General features: G+C 72.4%; 17 protein-coding genes. 7 read left to right on the top strand and 10 right to left on the bottom strand.

Going from position 1 to position 24,215, the window contains the following annotated elements; translation table 11 throughout:
- Window positions 1-178: 178 nt before the first annotated feature.
- Window positions 179-1,396, top strand: coding sequence for a dipeptidase (locus tag ABZ404_RS34020; RefSeq protein ID WP_358837494.1), 1,218 nt, complete (start codon window positions 179-181; stop codon window positions 1,394-1,396).
- 157 nt (window positions 1,397-1,553) lie between these two features.
- Here ABZ404_RS34020 and ABZ404_RS34015 read toward each other — a convergent pair whose 3' ends face one another.
- Window positions 1,554-2,879 carry a UDP-glucose/GDP-mannose dehydrogenase family protein gene (locus ABZ404_RS34015; protein WP_358837493.1) on the bottom strand — a complete coding sequence of 442 codons (1,326 nt, stop codon included), beginning with the start codon at window positions 2,877-2,879 and terminating at the stop codon, window positions 1,554-1,556.
- A 189-nt stretch (window positions 2,880-3,068) separates the two neighbouring features.
- Here ABZ404_RS34015 and ABZ404_RS34010 point away from each other — a divergent pair, with 189 nt between their 5' ends.
- Entirely contained in the window at window positions 3,069-4,226 is a 1,158-nt protein-coding gene (locus tag ABZ404_RS34010; protein ID WP_358837492.1) for an acyl-CoA dehydrogenase, read from the top strand.
- 70 nt (window positions 4,227-4,296) lie between these two features.
- Here ABZ404_RS34010 and ABZ404_RS34005 read toward each other — a convergent pair whose 3' ends face one another.
- Window positions 4,297-5,565, bottom strand: coding sequence for an LPXTG cell wall anchor domain-containing protein (locus tag ABZ404_RS34005; protein WP_358837735.1), 1,269 nt, complete (start codon window positions 5,563-5,565; stop codon window positions 4,297-4,299).
- 253 nt (window positions 5,566-5,818) lie between these two features.
- Complete coding sequence (locus tag ABZ404_RS34000) at window positions 5,819-7,144, bottom strand: LCP family protein (protein WP_358991237.1); 1,326 nt, start codon at window positions 7,142-7,144, stop codon at window positions 5,819-5,821.
- Window positions 7,145-7,272: 128 nt separating this feature from the next.
- On the opposite strand from ABZ404_RS34000, the gene ABZ404_RS33995 reads away from it, so the two are divergent.
- Window positions 7,273-7,797, top strand: coding sequence for an acyl-CoA thioesterase (locus ABZ404_RS33995; RefSeq protein ID WP_358832933.1), 525 nt, complete (start codon window positions 7,273-7,275; stop codon window positions 7,795-7,797).
- A 43-nt stretch (window positions 7,798-7,840) separates the two neighbouring features.
- Here the strand turns inward: ABZ404_RS33995 and ABZ404_RS33990 are convergent, their stop codons facing one another.
- Window positions 7,841-9,223 (bottom strand): LCP family protein, encoded by a 1,383-nt coding sequence (locus ABZ404_RS33990; RefSeq protein ID WP_358832935.1) that lies wholly within the window; start codon window positions 9,221-9,223, stop codon window positions 7,841-7,843.
- A 200-nt stretch (window positions 9,224-9,423) separates the two neighbouring features.
- Between ABZ404_RS33990 and ABZ404_RS33985 the strand changes: the two genes are divergently transcribed.
- Window positions 9,424-10,449: a glycosyltransferase family 2 protein gene (locus tag ABZ404_RS33985; protein WP_358832932.1), complete on the top strand. Its 1,026-nt coding sequence runs from the start codon at window positions 9,424-9,426 to the stop codon at window positions 10,447-10,449.
- A 76-nt stretch (window positions 10,450-10,525) separates the two neighbouring features.
- Here the strand turns inward: ABZ404_RS33985 and ABZ404_RS33980 are convergent, their stop codons facing one another.
- The 4 genes from ABZ404_RS33980 to ABZ404_RS33965 all read right to left on the bottom strand — a co-directional run bounded on the left by ABZ404_RS33980 (window position 10,526) and on the right by ABZ404_RS33965 (window position 17,230).
- The gene (locus ABZ404_RS33980) at window positions 10,526-12,256 is read right to left on the bottom strand and encodes an LCP family protein (protein WP_358832931.1); all 1,731 of its coding nucleotides are present in this window, start codon (window positions 12,254-12,256) and stop codon (window positions 10,526-10,528) included.
- A gap of 105 nt (window positions 12,257-12,361) precedes the next feature.
- Window positions 12,362-14,074: an LCP family protein gene (locus ABZ404_RS33975; RefSeq protein ID WP_358832930.1), complete on the bottom strand. Its 1,713-nt coding sequence runs from the start codon at window positions 14,072-14,074 to the stop codon at window positions 12,362-12,364.
- Between the two features lie 220 nt (window positions 14,075-14,294).
- Window positions 14,295-15,947: an LCP family protein gene (locus ABZ404_RS33970; protein WP_358832929.1), complete on the bottom strand. Its 1,653-nt coding sequence runs from the start codon at window positions 15,945-15,947 to the stop codon at window positions 14,295-14,297.
- Between the two features lie 530 nt (window positions 15,948-16,477).
- Window positions 16,478-17,230 carry a TIGR03089 family protein gene (locus ABZ404_RS33965; RefSeq protein ID WP_358832928.1) on the bottom strand — a complete coding sequence of 251 codons (753 nt, stop codon included), beginning with the start codon at window positions 17,228-17,230 and terminating at the stop codon, window positions 16,478-16,480.
- 138 nt (window positions 17,231-17,368) lie between these two features.
- Between ABZ404_RS33965 and ABZ404_RS33960 the strand changes: the two genes are divergently transcribed.
- The 3 genes from ABZ404_RS33960 to ABZ404_RS33950 all read left to right on the top strand — a co-directional run bounded on the left by ABZ404_RS33960 (window position 17,369) and on the right by ABZ404_RS33950 (window position 21,732).
- Complete coding sequence (locus tag ABZ404_RS33960) at window positions 17,369-18,766, top strand: N-acetylmuramoyl-L-alanine amidase (protein WP_358832927.1); 1,398 nt, start codon at window positions 17,369-17,371, stop codon at window positions 18,764-18,766.
- A gap of 115 nt (window positions 18,767-18,881) precedes the next feature.
- Window positions 18,882-19,964, top strand: a complete 1,083-nt coding sequence (locus tag ABZ404_RS33955) for an NDP-sugar synthase (protein WP_358832926.1) — start codon at window positions 18,882-18,884, stop codon at window positions 19,962-19,964.
- A 754-nt stretch (window positions 19,965-20,718) separates the two neighbouring features.
- On the top strand, window positions 20,719-21,732 hold the full coding sequence (locus ABZ404_RS33950; protein WP_358832925.1) for a DNA-3-methyladenine glycosylase 2 family protein: 1,014 nt from the start codon (window positions 20,719-20,721) through the stop codon (window positions 21,730-21,732).
- Between the two features lie 127 nt (window positions 21,733-21,859).
- Here the strand turns inward: ABZ404_RS33950 and ABZ404_RS33945 are convergent, their stop codons facing one another.
- On the bottom strand, window positions 21,860-23,251 hold the full coding sequence (locus ABZ404_RS33945) for a coenzyme F420-0:L-glutamate ligase (RefSeq protein ID WP_358832924.1): 1,392 nt from the start codon (window positions 23,249-23,251) through the stop codon (window positions 21,860-21,862).
- Window positions 23,248-24,204, bottom strand: coding sequence for a 2-phospho-L-lactate transferase (gene cofD, locus ABZ404_RS33940; RefSeq protein ID WP_358832923.1), 957 nt, complete (start codon window positions 24,202-24,204; stop codon window positions 23,248-23,250). The genes ABZ404_RS33945 and cofD overlap by 4 nt, the downstream gene beginning before the upstream one ends.
- Window positions 24,205-24,215 lie beyond the last annotated feature (11 nt).

The following is a 24,215-nucleotide window of genomic DNA, read 5'->3' as shown; positions in this document are numbered from 1 at the left end:
CACTCCGGGCCGATCAGGGGCGCGGGGAACTGCGCGACCAGCCACCCACCACCCGCAGGCGAACCCCCGGCCACCCCCCCCGCGTCCCCCGAACGCCACAACCGTCGCGACCCCCAGCCCCACCCATGTGACGCTGACCGTACCGCTGCCGTCGTCGAGGTCGATCCGGGAGGCTGTCATGGCAGATCTGCAGGACGAGGCCGACACCGCCACCGCCGGGATAGGCGCACCCGACGCCGCCAAGGACGGGACCCGCGAGCCCGACCACCCCACACCCGCAACACCCGCCCCGCACCACCCGGCCCCCACCGAACGGCACCCGGACGCCGAGGCGGCCCCCGGTGACACCGACACCCTCGACCCCGAGCTGCGCGCCCGTATCCACGCGCTCCTGCGCGCCCACCCCGTCGCCGACGGGTACAACACCCTCGCCCAGGTGCTCGTGCACACCCCGTGGCACGACGTCGAGCTCGGGGAGAGTTCGCTCGACACCGACATCCCGCGGCTCCGGCACGGCGGCGTCGGAGCGCAGCTGTGGTCGCTGATGGTCCCGGCCGACTGCCCGGACCCGGTCAGCGCCACGCTGGAACGCGTCGACCGCATCCGTACGCTCGTCGACGCCTGCCCGGAGGGGCTGCGCACGGCGCACGCCGTGGGGGACCTGGCCGACGCCCGCAACCACGGCCGTATCGCCTCCCTCTTCGGGCCGGTCGCCGCCCACGCGCTGGGCGACTCGCTGGGTACGGTCCGGGCGTACCACGCGCTCGGCGTCCGCGCGGTCACCCTGACCGCCACGGCCGCCTGGGCCCGCGCGGGCCTGACCCGCTTCGGCCAGGAGGTCGTACGGGAGCTCAACCGGCTCGGCATGGTCATCGACCTGTCCGGCGCGGCCCCCGAGACCGTCCGCCACACCTACAGCGCGGCCAAGGCCCCGGTGATCTTCACCCGGTCGGCCGCCCGCGCTCTCACCGACCACCCGCTCAACGTCACCGACGAACTCGTCGCGGAGCTCCCCGAGAACGGCGGGGTGTGTCTGGTGAGCTTCGCCCCGGCGCAGGTCGCCCGCGCCGGACGGCCCGCGTCCGTCCAGGACGTCGCCGACCACATCGAGCATCTGCGCGAGGCCGCGGGACCGGAGCACATCGGCCTCTCGGGCGGGTACGGCCTGCCGGAGGACGCCCCGCGCACCATCGGCCTGGAGGACGCCTCCTGCTACCCGGTCCTGCTCGCGGAGCTGATCGACCGGGGCTGGGACGACACCGAGCTGGCCGCGCTGACCTGGGGAAACTTCGCACGGGTCATCCGTGACGTGGACTTCGCGGCCCGCGCCGCCCAGCCCCGCCGCGGACCTTCCACCGCCACCATCGAGGAACTCGACCCACCGCGCCAGGGCTGACGGCGGGACGGCAGCGGGCAGGACCGATACGGGCAGGACCGTAGCGACCAGGACCGGCGCCACCCGGACCGATACGGGCAGGACCGATACGGGCAGGACCGTAGCGACCAGGACCGGCGCCACCAGGACCGGCGCCCCCAGGGCCGAAGGCTCGCCCCTACGCGCGCGGGCGCCCCATCGCCCGGAACGTCCAGCCCGCCTCACGCCACTTCACCGCGTCCAGCGCGTTCCGCCCGTCCAGCACGATCCGGGCGTCGGCCACCTCGCCCAGCGCCGCCGGGTCCAGCTCGCGGAACTCGCGCCACTCGGTGAGGTGGAGCACCACGTCCGCGCCGCGCACCGCGTCCAGCGCCGTGTCCGCGTATCCGAGCGTGGGGAAGAGGCGGCGGGCGTTGTCCATGCCCTTGGGGTCGTAGACGGTGACCTGGCCGCCCTGGAGGTGGATCTGCCCGGCCACGTTCAGGGCGGGCGAGTCGCGTACGTCGTCGGAGTCCGGCTTGAAGGTCGCGCCCAGCACGGCGACCCGCTTGCCCAGGAAGGACCCGCCGCCCAGCGCCTCGCGCGCCATCTCCACCATCTGGCCGCGCCGGCGCATGTTGATGGAGTCGATCTCGCGCAGGAAGGTGAGCGCCTGGTCGGCGCCGAGCTCACCGGCCCGGGCCATGAACGCGCGGATGTCCTTGGGCAGACAGCCACCGCCGAAGCCGATCCCGGCCCGCAGGAACTTCGAGCCGATGCGCTCGTCGTGCCCGATGGCCTCGGCCAGCTTCACCACGTCGCCGTCGGCGGCCTCGCACACCTCGGCCATGGCGTTGATGAAGGAGATCTTGGTGGCGAGGAAGGAGTTCGCGGAGGTCTTCACCAGCTCGGCGGTGGGGAAGTCGGTCACCACGAAGGGGGAGCCCTCGGCGACCGGCGTGCCGTACACCTCGCGCAGCAGCTTCTCGGCGCGCTCGCTCTCCACGCCGACCACGATCCGGTCGGGGTGCAGGGTGTCGTTCACGGCGAAGCCCTCGCGCAGGAACTCCGGGTTCCAGGCCAGCTCCACGCCCTCGGGCAGCGTCGCGGCCAGCCGGGCGGCGGACCCGACCGGCACGGTCGACTTGCCCACCACCAGCGCGCCCTCGCGCAGGTGCGGGGCGAGCGAGGCGAAGGCGGAGTCGACGTAGGACATGTCGCACGCGTACTCGCCGTGCTTCTGCGGGGTGTTCACGCAGACGAAGTGCACATCGCCGAAGGCGCCGGCCTCCTCCCAGGAGGTGGTGAAGCGCAGCCGCCCGCTGGAGCCCTCGATCCCGGCGACGTGCCGGGCGAGCAGCTCCTCCAGGCCCGGCTCGTACATCGGCACGCGCCCCTGCGCCAGCAGCGCGATCTTTTCCGGGACCACGTCCAGGCCCAGCACCTCGAACCCCAGCTCCGCCATGGCCGCGGCGTGGGTGGCCCCGAGGTATCCGGTGCCGATCACAGTGATCTTGAGGGCCATGCGGTACTCCTGGAAGGTACGGGCTTGAGGGCGCTGCCCGAGCATAGTCGGGCCCCTGCGCGGCCTGCGATCCGCCTTGATCACGGCCTCCGTCCGCCTGTCGTCAAACTCACGTATGCCGCAGGCCGTACACCCCACTAAAATTGAGGTTACTTAACGGTAGTTAGCGCCCTTGGGGAGTGAGTCACCTTGGCCGGAACGGCTGATTTCGACCTGTACCGCCCGTCCGAAGAACACGACATGCTCCGCGACGCGATCCGCTCGCTCTCCGAGGCGAAGATCGCGCCGTTCGCGGCCGAGGTCGACGAGGAGGCCCGCTTCCCGCAGGAGGCGCTGGACGCCCTGGTCGCCAACGACCTGCACGCCGTGCACGTCCCCGAGGAGTACGGCGGCGCCGGCGCCGACGCGCTCGCCACCGTCATCGTGATCGAGGAGGTGGCCCGCGTCTGCGCCTCCTCCTCCCTCATCCCGGCCGTGAACAAGCTCGGCTCGCTCCCGGTGATCCTCTCCGGCTCCGAGGAGCTGAAGAAGAAGTACCTGGGCCCGCTGGCCAAGGGCGACGCGATGTTCTCGTACTGCCTCTCGGAGCCGGACGCGGGCTCGGACGCCGCGGGCATGAAGACCCGCGCGGTGCGCGACGGGGACTTCTGGGTGCTCAACGGCGTGAAGCGCTGGATCACCAACGCGGGCGTCTCGGACTACTACACGGTGATGGCCGTCACCGACCCGGAGAAGCGCTCGAAGGGCATCTCCGCCTTCGTGGTCGAGAAGTCCGACCCGGGCGTCTCCTTCGGCGCCCCGGAGAAGAAGCTCGGCATCAAGGGCTCCCCGACGCGCGAGGTCTACCTCGACAACGTCCGCATCCCCGCCGACCGCATGATCGGCGCGGAGGGCACCGGCTTCGCCACCGCGATGAAGACCCTGGACCACACCCGCATCACCATCGCGGCCCAGGCTCTCGGCATCGCGCAGGGCGCCCTCGACTACGCCAAGGGCTACGTCCAGGAGCGCAAGCAGTTCGGCAAGCCGATCGCCGAGTTCCAGGGCATCCAGTTCATGCTCGCCGACATGGCGATGAAGATCTCGGCCGCCCGCGCCCTGACCTACCAGGCCGCCGCGGCGTCCGAGCGCGGCGACGCGGACCTGACGTACCTGGGCGCGGCGGCGAAGTGCTTCGCCTCCGACGTCGCCATGGAAGCCACCACGGACGCGGTCCAGCTCCTCGGCGGCTACGGCTACACCCGCGACTACCCGGTGGAGCGCATGATGCGCGACGCCAAGATCACCCAGATCTACGAGGGCACCAACCAGGTCCAGCGCATCGTGATGGCGCGCAACCTGCCGTAGTGGTCGAGCGCCTCGGGCCCGTATCCGTGCGTCACGGATACGGGCCCGAGGCGTGCTCCGGGAGGGGGGCTCAGCCCTCGGTGCGGCGGCGGCGCGTGGTGAGGACCGTGGCCGCGCCTGCCAGTACCGCCGCCCCGCCCGCGAGCGCGAGCTTCGGGGTGGCGGAGGAGGAGCCGGTGGCGGCGAGCCGGCCGGTGGTGGCGGTGGTCAGCGGGGTGGTCGAGGTGCCGCCCAGCGGCTTGGTGTCCGAGGTCTTCTTCTTCTCCGTGTCGGCCTTGGTGCCGGCCGCGAGGATCTCGAAGGGGTACTGGGTCATCGGCGGCTCCGTGCCGTCGCAGGACTTCTCCGCCTTGAGGGCCGACACGAAGGCGAAGCCCTGACCCGCCGGGGTCTTCGCGTCCAGGGTGAGCCGGAGCTTCATGTCGGCGTGTGCGCCGGCCGCCAGGTTCTCGAACGTACCCGCGCGGTTCCGGCTGTCGACGTCCTTCCAGCCCCGGGACGTGGCGGTGGACCACTGGAGGCGCAGCAGGTCGCGTGAGACCTTGTGGTGGCTCTTGTCGGCGGCCCAGGAGTAGGTGAACGCCCGGAGCCTGTCGAGGGTCTTGTCCGTACCGTTGGTGATCCGCAGCGAGAAGTCGGTGCTGGTTCCCGCGGTGATCCGGGACGGCAGGCCCGTGAGGGCGGCGGTGACGAGCAGGTTGCCGGGGTCGCAGACCGGGTCCTCGGCCGCCTTCTCGGCGTCGGCGAGCGCCTTCTCCGCGGCCTCCTTCGCCGCCAGGGCCTTCGCGACCTCCATCTGCGCCGCGTAGAGCCGCTGCCCCGCCCGGACCCGCGCGTCGCTCCAGGCGTCGGCGGCCTTCTCGGCCAGGGCGTCGGCCGCGGCCTTGTCGGCGGTGGCCTTCTCGACGTCCTTCCTGGCCTCGTCGATCTTCTTCTGTACGGCGTCCCGCTCGTCCTTGGACGCCCCGGCGGGCAGCGTCTGCAGCTCGAACTCGGCGTCGGAGAGCGCCTTGTCGGCGATCTGCTTGCGGGCGGTCGCGTCGCCGGCCTTCTTCTGCGTCTCGATGCGCGCCGCGTTGAGCGGATCGGTGGGCGTGCCCAGCGCGTCCAGGGCCGCCCTGGCCGCCTTCTCGGCGGCGACCGCGTCCTCGTACACCTTCTTCGCCGCCGCGACGGCCTTCTCCAGCTCCGCGAGCGTCGGCTTCTTCTGCGTCTGCGGCTGCGGCTGGGTCTGCGCGGCCGGCTCGGCGTCGGCGAGCGCGGGGCCCGCCGACAGGATCACCACGGGCGCGGTCACAGCGGCGGCGACGGCCGTCGCCAGAGCACGGCGAATGTTCACTACAGCCCTTCGGAGTACGGGAGAATCCACGAACGCCGGTGATCGTATGACCGGAACAAGGGCCGCAGTAGAGGTTTCTTTACGCCAAAAGCCCCGCCCGGCCCGCCAGTTGGACGGGCAAAGCGGGGCAAGGGCGGGCAGTTGTGCACTGCCCTGTGGTTTCTCTGTGAGTCTTGTCGCCCCGGCGGTTTCCGTTGACCCTGATGGTGCGTCAGCGGAACGTCTTCAGCGAGGCGTCGTCACCGCGACGCCGTCACCGCGACGCCGTCACCGTGACCTTCTGGTCGTTGCTCAGCTCGTTCACCAGCTGCTTGACCTTCCCGCTGTCCCACAGCAGGGACGACTGCGGGCCGTTGCCGGAGATCGGCATGTTCATCGAGGTGCCACCGCCCCCGGTGACGCCCTTCATCGCCCAGAACATGTCCGCCAGGTCGAACAGGCTCATGTCCTTGTCGACGATCAGCGTGTCCAGGCCCGCCCCCATCACCGGGTACAGCTTGAACGGGTTGAGCACGGTCGACGGGGTCGCCGTCTGGCTCGCAAGCGCCGACAGGAAGCGCTGCTGGTTCTTGGTGCGCTCCAGGTCGCCCGCCGCGTAGCCGTGGCGGTTGCGGACGAACGCCAGGGCCTGCTGGCCGTCGAGGGTCTGCTTGCCCTTCTTGAAGTCGGCGCCCGAGTCCCGGTCCTTGATGTCCTGCGGGATGTCGATCTCCACGCCGCCGACCGCGTCCACGATGTCCGCGAAGCCGGCGAAGCCGATCTCGGCGTAGTGGTCGATGTGCAGCCCGGTGTTGGCCTCGATGGTGCGCACCAGCAGCTCGGGGCCGTCCATCGCGTACGCCGCGTTCAGCTTGTTGTGGCCCTTGGCCGGGAACAGCTTGCCGGACTGGGAGCCCTTGAAGCTGGGGATCCGCACCCAGGAGTCGCGCGGCAGCGAGATCATGGTGTTCCCGTTGTCACCGGTGTGCAGGATCATCATCGAGTCGGTCCGCTTGCCCTCGGCGGAACCGGTGTGCAGCTTCTTCTTCTCGTCCTTGGACAGTCCGTCGCGGGAGTCCGAGCCGACGATGAGGTAGTTGGTGCCCTTGCCGCCGCCGGGGCGCTCGATGACCTTGGAGAGGTCCACCTCGCGGCGCACCTTGCCGTCGGCCCAGAAGTACGTGCCGACGCCGACGCCGACCACGGTCACCACCAGGACCAGCGAGCCGACCATGATCCGGCGCCGCCAGTTCGGCCGCGGGCGCGCGGGCGAGCTCGCCGCGCCCGGTCCGCCGCCGGGACCCCGGCCGCCGGGCCCGCCCGGGCCGCGGCCGGACGGGGAGCCGTAGACCTGGCCGTCGCTGTAGCCGCTGTCGTACGAACCGGGTGCGGGCACACCGTTGCCGTACTGCTGCTGTCCGTAGCCGTCGCCGTCGTCGTACGAGGGCTGCTGCGGCGGGACCGGGCGCTGCGGGCGCGCGGGCGCGGAGCCCGCGGGGCGCTGCACATGGCGCATCACGCGCGGGCCCTCCGGCTGCGCGGCGGAGCTGCCGCGGCCGTAGCGCTCGCCGCGGTCGTCGTCGGACCATCCGTCGTTCATGCCGTCAAGCATGCACGGGTCCCCCGCGTGTCTGACAGGGTGGGTGGGGATCTGGGCCCGGGCTGTTGCACAGCTGATGCAATGTCCGTGCGAGGAGCGCACACCCGGGCGCGCCTAAGCTGGGCGGTATGACTGATCTTCCGGGCAAGCCGACCTCGGCGTCCCGTACCACCCTGAGCCACATCATGACCGCCCATGACACCAACCTCCTGGGCACGGTCCACGGCGGTGTGATCATGAAACTGGTGGACGACGCGGCGGGTGCGGTGGCCGGTCGCCACTCCGGCGGCCCGGCGGTCACGGCGTCGATGGACGAGATGGCGTTCCTGCTGCCGGTGCGGGTCGGCGACCTGGTGCATGTGAAGGCGCAGGTCAACTGGACCGGCCGGTCCTCCATGGAGGTCGGGGTACGGGTGCTGGCCGAGCGGTGGAACGAGTCCACCCCCGCCCAGCAGGTCGGCTCGGCGTATCTGGTGTTCGCCGCGGTCGACTCGGACGGGAAGCCGCGGGCGGTGCCGCCGGTCCTGCCGGAGACGGAGCGGGACGAGCGCCGCTACCAGGAGGCGCAGATCCGCCGCACCCACCGGCTGGCGCGGCGCCGCGCGATCCTGGAGCTCCGGGAGAAGCGGGCGGCGGAGGGCCTGGACGACTGAGCGCGGGAGGCGGTGGCCCCCGGCCGCCGCGTGCCGCGCCGCGTCATGGGCACACCGCCTGGTCGCCCGTCACCGTGTCGAACTCTCCCGCGCCCGTCGCCTCCGCCCGCACCGGGCGTACCGCCGTGAAGTCCGTGCCCGCCGTCACCTGAAGGGTGGCGCCGAGGCCCTTGACCGGGCGCAGCTCGCTGCCGGGCAGGGCCGCCGCAAGGGACCGCGCCGAGCGGTCCCAGCGCGGGTCGTACTCGACGATCGTGCGGTGGACCTCGCCCGCGCCGGCCGCCAGCGGCTTCCCGGTGGTGCGGAAGCCCGTCGCGCGCAGGGCGTCGTCGACGCGGCGGCCGAGGCCGTCGGTGCGGGTGCCGTTGTAGACCTGGACGTGGATCCGGTCCGGCGCCACCTCGACCGTCGTCCCGGGCGGCCGGCCCTTGGCGTCCTGGGTGCGTGGCACGGGCCGTGCCAGCGGCCGGTCCTCGCGCAGCTCGGCGAAGAGTTTGCGGGACTTCACCGGATCCCATTTCACCGTGGAGCCGATTCCCTTCACGGGGAAGCTCATCTGCCCGATCGGCACGGTCGTGAACTCCGACGACGCGGGGGAGAAGTCCCGCATCGTCCGCCCCAGCGAGAGGATCTCCTCCGCGCCGAAGCCCTGGTCGGCCCGGACCGAGGACAGCAGCGTCGAGGCGACCTGCCGGAAGCGCACCGGGTTCATCAGTACGCCCGACCCCGTCGCCTCGTGGATCAGCGCCGCCATGAACTTCTGCTGGCGCTGCATCCGGCCCAGGTCGGCCGAGCCGTCGGTGTGCCGGGAGCGTACGTACTGGAGCGCCTGGCCGCCGTCGAGGCGGTGGGTGCCCGCGGGCAGGTCGAGTCCGGAGTAGGAGTCCTTCAGCGGCCTCGCCGCGCAGATCCGCACCCCGCCGAGCACGTCCACCGTCTTCATGAAGCTGGTGAAGTCGACCTCCAGATAGTGGTCCATCTTGAGGCCGGTCATGTGCTCCACCGTGCGCACCGTCAGCGCGGGCCCGCCCTCCGCGTACGCCGCGTTGATCTTCACGGGGTGCTGGTTGTGGTGTTGGCCGGTGTTCTGGTCGGTGTGCTCGGGGACCTCCGCGTAGCTGTCGCGCGGGATGCTCACCACGCTCGCCCGGTTACGGTCCGAGGAGACGTGCACGATCATCATCGTGTCGGTGCAGTGGCAGGGCGCACCGCCCAGGCGGTACTTCTCCTTCTCCTCCGGCGTGACCTTGTCCCGGCCGTCCGTGCCCACCAGCAGGATGTTGGTGCCGTGCCCCGCCTGCGGCCGGTTCTTCATGTCCTTGAACGGGTCGACCCGCCCGATCCCGCCGTCGAGCCCCGTCACCACGGCATGGCCCACCCCGCCCGCGCCCAGCACGAGGACCGAGAGCGTCGTCGCCATCCGCATGCCCCAGCGAGGCCGCTCGTCCTGCTGTCTGGCGCGGGGCGGGTCGGTACGGGGGGAGCGGGAGCGGGGCGGCGTGGGCACGGGGACCTCCGCGGGCGAAAAGGGGACAGGTGGCACGGTAGGCCCATACGATCTGCGACATCGGGCGCCGCCCCGGCCGCGCGCAACGGTGTCCCCCGTTCGCGGTAACGTGACCCACGATGAACGCCACGCACCCCGCTGTTTCCGTGATCATGCCGGTCCTCAATGAGGAGCGGCATCTGCGCAACTCGGTCCGCCACATCCTGGAACAGGAGTACGACGGCGAGCTGGAGGTGGTGATCGCCCTCGGCCCGTCCACGGACCGCACGGACGAGATCGCCGCCGAGCTGGTCCGGGAGACCGCCTCCGACGGACGAGCCCGCGTCCACACCGTCCCCAATCCCACCGGCCGTACCCCGGCGGCACTGAACGCCGCCATCAAGGCCTCCCGCCACCCGATCGTGGTGCGCGTCGACGGCCACGGCATGCTCTCCCCGAACTACATCGCCACCGCCGTCCGCCTCCTGGAGGAGACCGGCGCGCAGAACGTCGGCGGCATCATGCACGCCGAGGGCGAGAACGCCTGGGAGGACGCGGTCGCGGCCGCCATGACCTCGAAGATCGGCGTCGGCAACGCGGCCTTCCACACCGGTGGCGCCGCGGGCCCGGCCGAGACGGTCTACCTGGGCGTCTTCCGGCGCGAGGCCCTGGAGCAACAGGGCGGCTACAACGAGGAGTTCATCCGCGCCCAGGACTGGGAGCTGAACTTCCGCATCCGCGAGGCGGGCGGCCTCATCTGGTTCTCGCCCGAGCTGAAGGTGCAGTACCGCCCGCGCCCGAGCGTGCGCGCCCTGGCCAAGCAGTACAAGGACTACGGCCGCTGGCGCCATGTCGTCGCCCGCTACCACGAGGGCTCCATCAACCTGCGCTACCTCGCCCCGCCGACCGCCGTCTGCGCGATCGCGGCGGGCCTCGTGGTGGGCGCGGTGCTCACCCCGGTGGGCTTCGTGATCCCGGCCGGCTACCTCGCCGCGATCACGGCGGGCTCCCTCCCGGCGGGCAGGGGGCTGTCCCTCAAGGCCCGCCTCCAGATCCCCGTCGCGCTCGCCACCATGCACATGTCCTGGGGCTACGGCTTCCTGACCAGCCCCAAGGCGCTGGCGAGGAAGGTCATCGCCAGCCGCCGCCCGGCCGTCAGGGTCTGACGCCGGCCGTACGCGACAAGAGAAGGGGGCGCCCGGTGCCGTGAAGCACCGGGCGCCCCCTTCCGCGTACGCGCGGCTAGAAGCGGTAGGGCCAGTAGATGTCCATGCAGTCCGTCTTGTTGGCGCCGTTGACGTTCTCCGTGCCCTTCAGCGGGTCACTGTCCTCGGCGGCCTTCTTCGGGTACGTGGCGCCGGTGCGCCAGTCGGCGCCGACCGTCAGGGTCAGCGTGGAGACGTCGGTGGCCACCTTCACCGCACTGGACGGCAGCTCCATCGCGGCCGCCACCGACAGCGCGTCGGCCTTGCCCTGGGCGCCCGCGCTCTTGGGGTAGGTCAGCGTGGTGGTCGCGGCCGAGCCGCGGACGTCGGAGGCCTTCGCCTTGAAGAAGCCCTTGTTCTTCAGGGTGTCGGTGACCGTGCCCGCCCGCTTCTGGGTGGGCGGGGCGCCGTTGACACCGGTGCCGTTGACGACCGAGACCGCGAGCGAGCCCGCCGGGGTGGCCGCCGGGCCCTTGCTCTCCGGCTTGGCCGGGCCGTCGTCCTTCTTGTCGAGCGGCTTGTCCTCGCGGAGCATCGACCACAGCGTCTCGGCCGCGCCGGGCGCCGGCAGCACGTGCTCCTTGTTCTTGGGGTCCTGGATACGGGGCATGGTCAGCATGTTCATCCGCTCCATCGGCACGCTCTTGAGCTCCATGCCGAGGTCGTAGAGCTTCTTGACCGTGCCGAGCTCACGCGAGACCTGGAGCGACTTGGTGGCCGTCTCCGCCAGGTTCATGATCCGCCCGGTGTCGGTGAAAGCATTCTGCTTCTTCAGCTCGCGCATCACCGAGTTCAGGTACATGTGCTGGGCCTTGGAGCGGCCCAGGTCGCTCTCGAAGGCGTGCCGGGTGCGCAGCCACTGGAGGGCCTGCTCGCCCTTGACCTTGTGGGTGCCCGCGGTGAGCCGCAGGTGCGAACCGCCGGACACCCTGGGCTTGGGCCCGTCGTACACGTTCTGCTTGACGCACACGTCGGCGCCGCCGACCGCGTCGGCCATCGCCACCACGCCCGCGAAGTCGACCATCATCCAGTGGTCGATGTAGACACCGGTGAGCTTCTCCCAGGTGTCCAGGACACAGCCCGCGCCGCCCCGGGCCAGCGCCATGTTGATGAGGTTGTTGGTGGCCGGGACCGTCTTCTTGGTCTTCGGGTCCACGCACGCCGGGATGTCGACCCGGGTGTCGCGCGGGATGGAGACCACCGAGGCGCTCTTGCGGTCCGCGGAGACGTGCATCAGCATCTGTACGTCGGCCAGCGGGGGGCTGCCGACGCTGGCCCGGTGGCCGCCGAGCTTGAGGTTGGCGGCGGAGTTGCGGTCGTCGGAGCCGATCAGCAGGACGTTGAGCGGGGTCTGGCCGTCGGCGTTGGCCGCGGTCTTCTTGGCGTTGGAGCCGCCCGCGCTGCGGTCGCCCTTGCGGATGTTGCCGTTGAGGTGCTCGTAGTACAGGTAACCGGCGCCGGCCGTGCCGAGTATGAGCAGGGCGAGCGTCGAGGCCACCCAGCGCAGTACGCGTCTCTTGCCCTTCTTCTTCACCCGCTTGCGCGGACCGCCGCGCCGGTGCCCGCTGCCGTCGGCGGCAGCGCCCTTCTCGGGTGCGCCCGTGCCGTCGTCCGCGCCGTCGCCCGTGCCGTCGCCGGACGAGCGTGGAGCCGGCGGCCGGTCGCCGCCCCCCTCCTCGCCGTACAGCGACTCGTCCCAGCCGAGCTGATCGGCGTTCCGCTCACGACGCGGCCGTGTTCCCTCCCCGCGCACGCTGTTCTGCCCCACCCCACTACCCCCTGTCTCAGGTGGTCTCCGCACCCGATCGGGGCCGAAAACCTTTCATTACTTGGCACACGCCGGTCGCGTACGCATCAGTTGCGTACGCGTGTGTCACTTGGCGCACACCGACTTGTCCGCTTCGACCTTCTGGATGCCTTCGGGCGCCTTGGCCGGAGCGACGATCGGCACACCGGCGCCCTTGAAGTCCGCGCCGAGGGTGAGCACCATCGGCGTCTTCCCGACCGCGTCCTGGGTCCCGGGCTTCAGCGCGGTCGCGGGCAGACCCATCAGATCAGCGAGCTTACGTGCCTGGTCGGCCTGGTTGGGCGCGTAGGCCAGCGTGGTGGTCGCGAGCTTCGCCGGGGCGTTGCCGCCGTTGTCCGACTTCAGCACGCCCTTGCTGTTCTGGAGCCACAGCAGCGTCTGGGAGGCGGAGCCCGCCACCGCGCCGCCGTTGAGCACCCGCACCCGCACGGCGGACGCCTGGGCCCGGGCGCCCTTGAGGAGCGCCGCCTGGGCGTCCTTGGCCTCGCTCTCCTTCTTCTTCACCTCGGTGAAGGACACGTCCGCGCGCATCATGCTGAACACCTGCGGCGCCTTGACCGGGTCGATGACCACCGTCTTGTGCACCTTGCCGTCAGCCGGATTGTCGACGACCGGAACGGTCGTGAAGGTGACGTTCTTGAGATCGACCTTGCTGAGGTCCTGCGCGAGGCTGGTCAGCTTCTTGATCGACCCTATTCCCGAGTCGACCGTGAGCGCCTTGGTCGCCGCGTTCGCCAGCCCGTACATCTTGGTCGGACTGCTCAGCGTCGAGTCGGACTTCATCTGCCGCATCATCGAACTGAGGAACTGCTGCTGCTGCTTGATCCGGTCCAGGTCGCTCTCGTTGCCGAAACTGTGCCGCGTCCGGACGAACGCGAGGGCCTGCTCGCCCTGGATCTTGGAGACACCGGCGGGCAGCTTCAGATGCGACTTGGGGTCGTTCACCGGCTTGGTCAGGCACACCTTCACCCCGCCGACCGCCGTCGACAGCTGCTTGACCGCGTTGAAGTCGGCCATCATGAAGTGGTCGACGCTCAGCCCGGTGAGCTCCTTGACCGTCCGCATGGTGCAGCCCGGGTCGCGGCCCTCCTGGCCGAGGCTGGTGTTGAAGCGCACCATCGACTCGGCCCGGACCGTCTTGGTGGAGCCGTCCTTCTGCTTGGTCGGGCACTCGGGGATGTTGGTGACCAGGTCGCGCGGGATGGACAGCGCGGTCGCGTTCGTCCGGTCCTTGGAGACGTGGAAGAGGATGTTGGTGTCGGCGTGGCCCTCGCTGCCCTTGTCGCCGTACCCCTCGTTGCCCTTGCCGGTGCGCTTGTCCGTACCGATGATCAGGATGTTCACCGGTCCGTCGGAGGTGGCGTGCTTGCTGCCCGCGTCACCGACGTCCACGGTGTTCAGGTTGTTGTTGAAGTGCTGGTAGAGCAGGTACGCGCCGGTCGAGCCCGCGACGAGGACGAACCCCAGCACGCCGCCCGTCCACACCAGCACCTTCTTCTTGCGGGAGGCCTTGGGCTTGCGCTTGCGCCGGCCCGCGGCGGCCGCGGGCGCGTCCTGGGCGCCCGGGGCGCGGCGGTTGTCGCGCTGGCCGGGGACCTCGCGGCGGCGGGGGCCGCCTCTGCCGGGGGCGGTGGTCCTGCGCGCGGGAGCGTCTGCCGAGGGGGACGACTGCGGTCCGGAGGGAGTCAGTCGCAATTCGTAATTGCCCGTCTCCGGGTTGAGCACCCACTGGTCTGCCGGGTCGACTTCCTCTGCCCGCCCACGGCTCTGCGCATCCACGGTTGCCTTAGTCCTCCGTCGGTGCCACTCGAGTCACTTCCCCCAAAGCGCTCAGTCATTCGATCCTGCGGTGTCCGGCCCCGGGGGCCACAAGCACCGGGTCGCGTCACACTATCTGCCCAGTTGAGCGAAGAGCGACGGCCGTGACAAATTCCACGCCCCTTACAACCGGGCAATCCACCCAATCCGCATCGCGGCTTCTTATCCGTTGGCACACGCTTTACTCGCACATGCCCACCGCGGCATTCGAACCCGAGTACGTCGGGGTCGGCGTGGGGGAAGCCGGGTCGTCGGGCTTGTCGTCCGAGCCCCGGCCGTCGGCCCCCTCGGGCGATCCCGTCCGCCCATTCCCGTCCTCCTTCTCCTTCTCCGCGGAGCCCGCGGGCGCCACATGGAGCGGCTGGTCGTCCCTGAGCTGCTGGAACAGCAGCCGCGCGTCCGGCTGGACCAGCTCGTCGCGGTTGATGTCGTTCACGTACGGCCGTCGCGGCACGGTGAGGAACTGCACCTTGTCGGTCGGGATGCCGCGCATCCCGCGCACCAGGTCGTACAGGTCCCGCAGCGAATTCAGCCCCGGGTCGGTGGTCAGCGACTTCGTCATCGCGTCCAGGACCGGATAGAGCCGGGTCGGATTGAGCAGGACGCCGTTGCTCTGCGCCTTGCGCACCAGCGAGCCGAGGAACTGCTGCTGGCGGTCCATGCGCTCGGTGTCGCTGCCGTCACCGAAGCCGTGCCGGGCGCGGACGAACCCCAGCGCCTGCTCGCCGTGGAGCGTCTGGCGGCCCGCGGGGAGCCGCAGGTGCGCCTGCCGGTCGTCGACGGGCTCCTTGAGGCAGACCTCGACGCCGTCGACCGCGTCCACCATGTCCTTGAAGCCGCTGAAGTCGACGATCATGTGGTGGTCGACGCGGATCCCGGTGAGCTTCTCCACGGTACGGATGGTGCAGGCGGCGCCGCCGAACTCGAAGGCCCAGTTGAACTGCGCCAGTTGGGGCCGGGAGCGGGTGCCGTCCTGCTTGAGGCAGTCGGGTACGTCCGTCATCAGGTCGCGCGGCAGCGAGACGGCGGTCGCGGACTTCCGGTCCGCCGCCAGGTGCAGCAGGATCGTGGTGTCCGAGCGCTGGCTCCCGCCGTCGTCACGGCCGTACGCGCTGTTGCTGCCCGCGCGCGAGTCCGACCCGATGAGCAGCAGGTTCTGCGCGTTGCCGGTCCCGGGCGGGGGGCGCTCCTTCTCGTAGCGCTCCAGCTCGGCGGCGGCCGTGGTGTCGGTGCGGATGTTGTGGTCGAGCTTGTTGTAGATCCACCACCCGGCACCGGCGGCGGCCAGCACGATGAACGAGACGCCGAGAGCGGTCCAACGCAGCCAGTGGTGACGGGGGTTGGGGGCGGTGGGGGTGGTGGGGGTCTCGGGTGCGTCGGGTGTTCCGGGTTCGCCGGGTGCGCCGGGTGCGTCGGGTGTTCCGGGTTCGCCGGGTGCGGCGGGTGCGTCGGGTGTTCCGGATACGCCGGTTGCGCCGGGGGGCGTTTCCGGTCCGGCCGGTTCGGCGCTCTGTGCCGCCTCCGCCTGCTCGGTCGGGTCGCCCTGTCCGGCCGCGTCGGGCGCGGCGGCCTTCTCCGCGCCGGGCGCCTTCTCCGCGTCGGTCGGCTGTTCCGCGGCGGTGGACTTCTCCGCGCGGGTCGGCTGTTCCGCGTCCGTCGACTTCTCCGCGCCGGTCGGCGTCTCTGCGCCGGTCGGCTTCTGCCCTTCGGCCGGGGCCTGCGGGGACGCGGGGGGTCCGGCCGGCTCCGGGGGTGTCGGCGTGTCCGGTCGTGGCTCGTCCTCGGCCCGGTTGTCGGGCTCGCGGGGCGGGCTGTCGGTCACGTCGGCGTCCATCCTTCACGGGGTCGGCGGCGTACGAAAAGCCGCCGGGGCACCCCGGTAGACGGTCGTCGCGCGCGCTTGGTTGTGTGGCGTACCGCCGATCATCCACCGGAGTTGAGCCCGGGACCCCGGGGACTCGGCCCGCTGTGGGCCACAAGGGTGGCGCCGGGGCGATGGTCGTACCGGGTGCGCGCGACGAAGATGCGACAGGTGTCCGAGGGCCGTTCTGGCGGTCGCGGGCGAGCCGGGGGCGGTCGTACCGCCGCCCCGGGCGCCCGTCGTACGGGCGGCCCGCGAGCCCGTCGCGCGGTCGAGCGCACCGTCGGGTGGTGCCGCCGAAGGGCACCACTCGGTCACGCGTCCGGTCAGGCCGACCGGTAACACCGCCCGGCCGACCGGTCGCACCGCCTGGTCGTACCGGCCGGCCACACCACCCGGTCAGACCGGCCGGTCGCACGGCCCGGTCGTGCCGATCGACCACATCACCCGGTCGTACCGACCGGTCTCACCACCCCGTCACACCATCCCGTCCCACCTCCCCGTCACACCGCCCGGTGCGTGACCCGCTCGCTCTCCACGCGCTTCTCCAGCCCGCCGTCGGCCAGTTGGTCCAGGTTGCGGCAGAGCACCACCGACGCGCCGGAGGCCAGCGGGGCGTACAGCCCGCGTGCCAGACCCTCCCAGCTGTCGTACGGGAGAGCCGAAAGGAGCCGCGAACCGGGCTCCAGGCCCAGGGTCCCGGCCTCCGCGCGGGCGCGCTCGACCAGCTCGGCCGCGCTCAGCTCGACGCCGTCCACGGCGAGCGCGGGGCCCGCCGGGTCGACCGGCGCGTACGGCGCGAACCGGTCACCCTGGCTCGGCACCTCGACCGCGTAGTCCTGGAACCCGGCGGGGACCTGCGGGAAGCGGCCGCCGAGCGGGCGCAGCGCGAGCGCCACCCGCTCCCCGGAACAGGCGCGGGCCGCGTCCAGCGCGTCCGGCCCCGCCACCACGAGGTCCGCGCCCGCCGGGTCGCCGCCGACCTCGGCGACCACGCCGACCGAGTGACAGGCGAGCAGCCAGACGGCGCTCTGCCAGTGCGCGGGCAGCAGCAGCGCGAGGCGGTCGCCGGGCGCGGCGGCGAGATCGCCCTGGAGCAGATTGGCGGTCTTGGCCACCCAATTGGCGAAGGTGGCCACCGAGAGTTCCACGCGTTCGCCGGTGGCGTCGTCGTAGAAGGTGACCAGGGGGCGGGCCGGGTCCGCGGCGAGCGCGGATCGCAGCAGGTCGGCGGGGGTGCGGTCGCTGGCGTTCACGCGGCAAGCGTACGGGTGGGGGCAGGGGGCGCGCCCGGGGAGAGGACCGTCCGCGTCCACCGGTCGGCCGACGGTCCGTCAGTTCCAGGCGGTTTCCCGGATGGACAGACTTGTACCCTTATGTCCACGATCGTCAGCATGCGTGCACTCCTTGCATCCTCGATCTCGGTCGCGTGCGCCACCGCGCTCGCCCTGCCGCTCGCCGCGTCCGCCGACGCGGCGGCCCGACCGACGACCACCGCCGTGTCCTCGCCCGCCGCGTCCACGTCTGCCGCTTCCGTGTCCACGTCTGCCGCTTCCGCGTCTGCGTCTGCCGCTTCCACGCTTGCCGTCTCCACGTCTGCCGCTTCCCCGACTCGCCCCTCTTCGGCGTCCGCCTCCTCGTCCTCCGCCGCGGAACCGGCCGGCTCCACCCAGTCGCTGCCGCTCGCCCCGCTGGGCACGACCGACCGGACGCTGGGCGCCGCCCGCGCCCAGGGGCTGCCCGAGCGCGGCACCGGACCCTTCTCGCTGCTCGGCGTGGTCTGGGACGACGCCAGGGACGAACTCCACGGCACCGTCCAGGTACGCACCCGGGCCGCGGGCTCCCGTACCTGGTCCGGCTGGCAGGACCTCGACACCCACAACCAGGAGCACGCCCCCGACCCCGGCAGCCCCGAGGACGACGCCGCGCGCGTCCACGGCTCCACGGCGCCGCTGTGGGTGGGCCATTCGGACGGAGTGCAGGTGCGCGTACGGCCGGAGGCGTCCGGGGCGGGCCGGACGACGCCGGGCAGGCTGCCCCGCGGCCTCCACGTCGACCTCATCGACCCCGGCGAGGACCCGGACGGGGTGGGCGCGGCGGACGAGGCGGGGCAGGAGGACGGCCCCGGGCGCGAGCGCGCGCTGGCCCCGGCCGCCGGGGCGCCGGAGGCGGCGGCCCGCCCGTACATCGGGCCGCGCCCGCGCATCGTCACCCGCCGGGGCTGGGGCGCCGACGAGAGCCTGCGCGAGCGCGGCTACGTCTACACCGGCAAGGTCAAGGCCGCCTTCGTGCACCACACGGCCTCCGGGAACAACTACCGCTGCTCGCAGGCGCCGTCCGTGCTGCGGAGCATCTACCGCTACCACGTGCTCAGCAGCGGCTGGCGCGACATCGGCTACAACTTCGCCGTCGACAAGTGCGGCAACATCTACGAGGGCCGGGCCGGAGGCGTGGCCAAGCCCGTCCTCGGGGCGCACACGCTCGGCTTCAACACCAACTCCATGGGCGTCGCGGTCATCGGGACGTACACCTCCACCAACCCGACCGCCGACGCCCTCGACGCGATCGCCCGTCTGACGGCCTGGAAGCTCGGTCTGTACGGGGTGAATCCCACCGGCACCACGCATCTCACGTCGGGCGGCGGGAACCTCTACCGCAAGGGACGAAGCGTCAGGCTCAACGCCATCTCCGGGCACCGGGACGGCTTCGCCACGGAGTGCCCCGGGGCGCGCCTGTACAAGAAGCTCGGCAAGGCCCGGACGTCGTCGGCCCGGCTCCAGGGCCGGCGCTGACCGCGGCGCGGCCGGGCGGGGGCGTACCGCCGGCCGCGATCCGTCTGCATAAACTGGCCGGCCGTAGTTCGAACGAACGATTCCGCCCGGCCCCAGCAGGAAGCAGAGACGACAGGTGACTGAAGCGATCCTCCTGGTCGGCGGCAAGGGCACCAGGCTGCGCCCGCTCACAGTGCACACGCCCAAGCCGATGATCCCGGCGGCGGGCGTTCCGTTCCTCACCCACCAGCTCGCCCGGGCGCGGGCGGCGGGCGTGGAGCACATCGTGCTGGCGACGTCCTATCTGGCCGAGGTCTTCGAGCCGTACTTCGGCGACGGCTCCGCGCTGGGGCTGCACCTGGAGTACGTGACCGAGGTGGAGCCGCTGGGCACCGGCGGCGCCATCAGGAACGTGGCGTCGCGGCTGCGCTCGGGGCCGGACGAGCCGGTGCTGATCTTCAACGGCGACATCCTCACCGGTCTGGACATCGGGGCCCTGGTCGAGACGCACTCCTCGTCCGGGGCGGACGTCTCCCTCCATCTGACGCGGGTGGCCGACCCCCGGGCGTTCGGTCTCGTCCCCACGGACGCGGACGGGCGGGTCCAGGCGTTCCTGGAGAAGCCGCAGACGCCGGAGGAGATCGTCACCGACCAGATCAACGCGGGGGCGTACGTCTTCCGCCGCTCGGTGATCGACGCGATCCCGGCGGGCCGGCCGGTCTCGGTGGAGCGCGAGACGTTCCCCGGCCTGCTGGCGGCGGGAGCGCACCTCCAGGGCATGGTCGACTCCACCTACTGGCTGGACCTGGGCACCCCGCAGGCTTTCATCCGCGGCTCCGCCGACCTGGTCCTGGGCCGCGCGCCGTCCCCCGCGGTGCCGGGCCGCTGCGGCGACCGCCTCGTCCTGCCCGGCGCCTCGGTGGCCCCGGACGCGAAGCTCACCGGCGGGACGGTGGTCGGCGAGCGCGCGGTGATCGGCGCGGGCGCCCGCGTCACCGGCAGCACGATCCTGGCGGACGCGGTGGTCGAGCCGGGCGCGGTGCTCAAGGACTCCCTGGTGGGAGCGGGGGCGGTGGTGGGCGAGCGCTGCGTACTGACGGACACGGTGATCGGCGACGGCGCCCACGTGGGCCCCGACAACGAACTCCGGGACGGAGTACGGGTGTGGTGCGGGGCGAGGATCCCCGGGGCGGCACTCCGGTTCTCCTCGGACGAGTAGGACGCGGGGGGCCGGGGGCCTGGCCCGGAGTTTGCTGTGCGCCCGGGCTGCCGTGCGCCCGGGCTGCCGTGTGGCCGGGCTGCCGTGTGGCCGGGCTGCCGTGTGGCCGGGCGGGCCCGCGGCCCGGTCCCCGGCGGGGCCTTGCGGTCGAGTCACCGTGCGGCCCGGTGGAGCCTGGTCGCGCAGTTCCCCGCGCCCCTAACGGGGCCTGCGGCCGCCTGGCCCCGGGGCGGGTTCTTGCGGTCGAGTTGCTGTGCGGCCTGGTGGGGGCCGGTCGCGCAGTTCCCCGCGCCCCTGAGGGGGCCTGCGGCCGCCTGGCCCCCGGGCGGGTTCTTGCGGTCGAGTTGCTGTGCGGCCTGGTGGGGGCTGCTCGCGCAGTTCCCCGCGCCCCTGAAGGGGCCTGCGGCCCCTCGGGTGAGGGCTGAGCCCGACCGAACCACCGCCGCCCGAGCGCCACAAAACCCAGCACCCACAGCTGCCTGAAGGGGCGCGGGGAACTGCGCGAGCAACCACGACGGACCCGCAGACGAAGTCCGGGCTTGAGAGGGGCGCGGGGAACTGCGCGAGCAACCGACCACGGCCTGCGGACGAAGTCCGGTCCCTGAAGGGGCGCGGGGAACTGCGCGACCAGTCGTCCAGCATCCGCAGACGAACGGCGTCCAGTGGCGAACCCCTAAGGCGCCCCACCCGGCCGCCCGCCCAGGGCTTACGGGAAGGGGCGGGGTGGGGAAAAGAACCCAGTAGTCTCAGAAGCGTGGCAGGCCGCTTCACCCCCCGTACCCCCACCCGCACCACCGTGCGAGGCGGCCACATCCCCCTACCCGCCACCAGCACCACCAGCACCCCCACAGCCCCCCGCCCCAACCCCCACCGCCACTACACTCCCCCAGCCCCCCTGGACCTCTCCCTGGTCCTCGGCCCCCTCCGAAGAGGCCCGGCCGACCCCACCTTCCGCGCCACCCCCGACGGCTCCGTCTGGCGCACCTCCCGTACCCCGGAAGGCCCCGGCACCCTCCGCGTCGCGCTGCGCGCCGGCCGCGCCGAGGCCGAGGCGTGGGGCCCGGGCGCCGAGTGGCTGCTCGACAACCTCCCCGCGCTCCTCGGCGACGCGGACGACCCCACCGGTTTCGCCCCCCGGCACCGCCTCCTCGCCGAGTCCGCCCGCCGCCGCCCGGGCCTGCGCCTGACCCGGACCGGGCTGGTCCTGGAGTCGCTGATCCCGTCGATCCTGGAGCAGAAGGTCACCACGGACGAGGCCTACCGCGCCTGGCGGCTGCTGGTGTGCAAGTTCGGCGAGCCCGCCCCCGGCCCGGCCCCCGGCCGGATGTACGTGATGCCCGACGCCAGGACCTGGGCCCTCATCCCGTCCTGGGAGTGGCACCGCGCGGGCGTGGACGCCAAGCGCTCATCGACGGTCCTGCGGGCCGTACGCGTGGCCCGCCGACTGGAGGAGGCGCTCGCCCTGGACCAGGAGGCGGCCGCGGCGCGGCTCCACCTCGTCCCGGGCATCGGCCCCTGGACCAGCGCCGAGACCCTTCAGCGCGCGATGGGCGCCACCGACCTGGTCAGCGTCGGTGACTACCACCTGCCGAGCATCGTCGGCTACGCCCTGGCGGGCGACCGCACCGCCGACGACGCCGCGATGCTGGAGCTCCTCGCCCCGTACGCCGGCCAGCGCCACCGCGCCACCCGCCTGATCCTCCTCAGCGGCCGCACCCCGCCGCGCCGCGCGCCCCGGATGACCCCGGGCAACATCGGCGCCCTGTAGGCGTCAGCTGGACGCAAGCCCCGATCCACGGGGGGGGGACTCCACGGGGCAAAGCACTCGTCGAGCCCAGCGCTCGACAAGGCCGAGCGCTCACCAGCTCCACGTGCTCCCCGCACCTCAAAGCACCTCAACGCACCTCAACAAACCCCTCCGCCCCCCGCCCCGCCCGCTCCTTCGGCGCCTCGGCCGCCCGTCCGACCGCCACCGCGCCCATCGGGTCCCAGTGCGCGGGCAGGTCGAGGACCTCCCGTACGACCTCGCGGCAGAACATCGTGGACGACACCCACGCCGAGCCCAGCCGCTCGGCCGCCAGCGCCACCAGGAAGTTCTGTACGCCCGCGCCCATGGCGACCACGAACATCTCGCGCTCGGCCGCGTCCCGCCGCGCGTCGCCGTACGTGTGCGAGCCGTCCATCACCAGGCACGGCACCACCAGGTACGGCGTGTCCCGCAGCACCTGCCCGCGGCGCACCCGCCGGGCGATGAACTCCTCGGACTTGCCGTCGCCCCGCAGGTCCGCGATCCACGCGTCCCGCATCGCGTCCAGCAGCCGGGTGCGCGACCGCTCGGACTCCAGCAGCACGAACCGCCAGGGCGTGGTGTGGTGCGGCGCGGGCGCCGTGACGGCCGCGGCCACCGCGCGGCGCACCGCGCCGGGGTCCACGGGCTCGTCGGTGAACGACCGGACCGTACGCCGCTGGGTCACCGCCGTCCGTATCGCCTCCGAGGTGCCGAGGCGGAACATGTCGTCGGCCGGGTCCCGCACCAGCGCCCGGGCGCCGACCACGCCGCCCGTCCCGTTCGCGTCGCCCCCGTCGCCCGCACCGCTCGCGTTGTCGCCCCGTACGACCAGGTGCGCGAGGCCGCTGACCACCGCGACCGGGAACCCGGACGCCTTGCCCTTGACCAGGTCGCCCGCGCCGGCCAGCTCGTCGGCGCTGGCCACCACGGTCGCGCTCAGCTCGTTGCCGTATGTGTCCGTGCCCCCGCGCAGGTCGTCGAGGACGCGCACGCCCGCCGCGCCGATCGCCACATCGGTGAGCCCCGCGCGCCACGGTCGCCCGAAGGTGTCCGTCACCAGGACGCCCACCTCGACGCCGAGCGCCGCCCGTATCCCGGACCGGATCGCCTCGGCCGAGGCGTCGGGGTCCTCGGGCAGCAGCAGCACGGTCCCGGCGGGGGTGTTGGAGGCGTCGACCCCGGCCGCGGCCATGACGAGGCCCTGCCGGTTCTCCACGATGCGCAGGGCGCCGCGCCGGGCCACCACCCGTACCGTCTCGGCGTCGATCGCCGCCTCCCGGTCCGCCGCCTCGACGATCCGGCCCTCCGCCTTGGAGACGATCTTCGACGTGACCAGCAGGACGTCCCCGTCCACGAGGTCGGGCGCCGCGGCCGCGATGAGCCGCGCGAGATCGTCACCGGCCCGCACCTCCGGTATCCCGCCCACGGCCCGTACGCGGTACGAGGGCGGCGCGGCGGCCGCCTCGGGAGCGGCGGGGGCGGCGGCCTCGGCCGTCATGCGCGCACCTCCTCCGCCAGCGTCAGCGCCTCGCGCGCCATCGCGGCCGTCGCCTCCAGGTCCGTCATCATCAGCGGGACCGCGCGGCAGCGGATGCCCGCCGCCTCGACCCGCTCCACGGCAGCGGCGTCGGCGGTGTCGACCAGCCAGCCGTCGAGCAGCCCCGACCCGTAGTGCTCGGCGACCGCCTCGGCCGTCGACTCCACGCCGACGGCGGCCAGCACCTTGTCCGCCATGCCCCGCACCGGCGCGCCCCCGACGATCGGAGAGAGCCCGACCACCGGAACACCCGCCTCCGCGATCGCCTCGCGGATGCCGGGCACGGCCAGGATGGTGCCGACGCTGACGACCGGGTTGGACGGCGGGAAGAGGATCAGGTCGGCGGCGGCGATGGCCTCCAGGACGCCCGGCGCGGGCTTGGCCTGCTCCGCCCCGACCGGCACCACCGCGGTGGCGTCGAGGGACGCCCGCAGCTTCACCCAGTACTCCTGGAAGTGGATGACCTTCCGCTCCCCGTCGCTCTCGACGGCCACATGCGTCTCGACGCGGTCGTCGGACATCGGGATCAGCCGCACGCCCGGCTGCCAGCGCGCGCAGAGCGCCTCCGTCACCGCGCTCAGCGGATAACCCGCGCCGAGCATCTGCGTACGGACGATGTGGGTGGCGAAGTCGCGGTCGCCCAGGCCGAACCACTCGGGCCCCACCCCGTACGCCGCGAGCTCCTCCTTGACGTGGAAGGACTCGTCGGTCCTGCCCCAGCCCTGCTCCTCGTTGATGCCACCGCCCAGGGTGTACATCACCGTGTCGAGGTCGGGGCAGACCTTCAGGCCGAACAGATGGATGTCGTCACCGGTGTTGCCGATCACCGTGATGTCCGCGTCCGGCGCGGCCTGCTTGAGGCCGCGAAGGAAACGGGCACCGCCGATGCCGCCGGCCAGAACCACAATGCGCATGGACAGCAGTC

It is taken from the genome of Streptomyces sp. NPDC005878 (genome assembly GCF_040629815.1).
Classification (GTDB): Bacteria; Actinomycetota; Actinomycetes; order Streptomycetales; family Streptomycetaceae; genus Streptomyces.
Note: the sequence above shows the minus strand (reverse complement) of the source record. Positions and strands in the feature narration are given on the sequence as shown.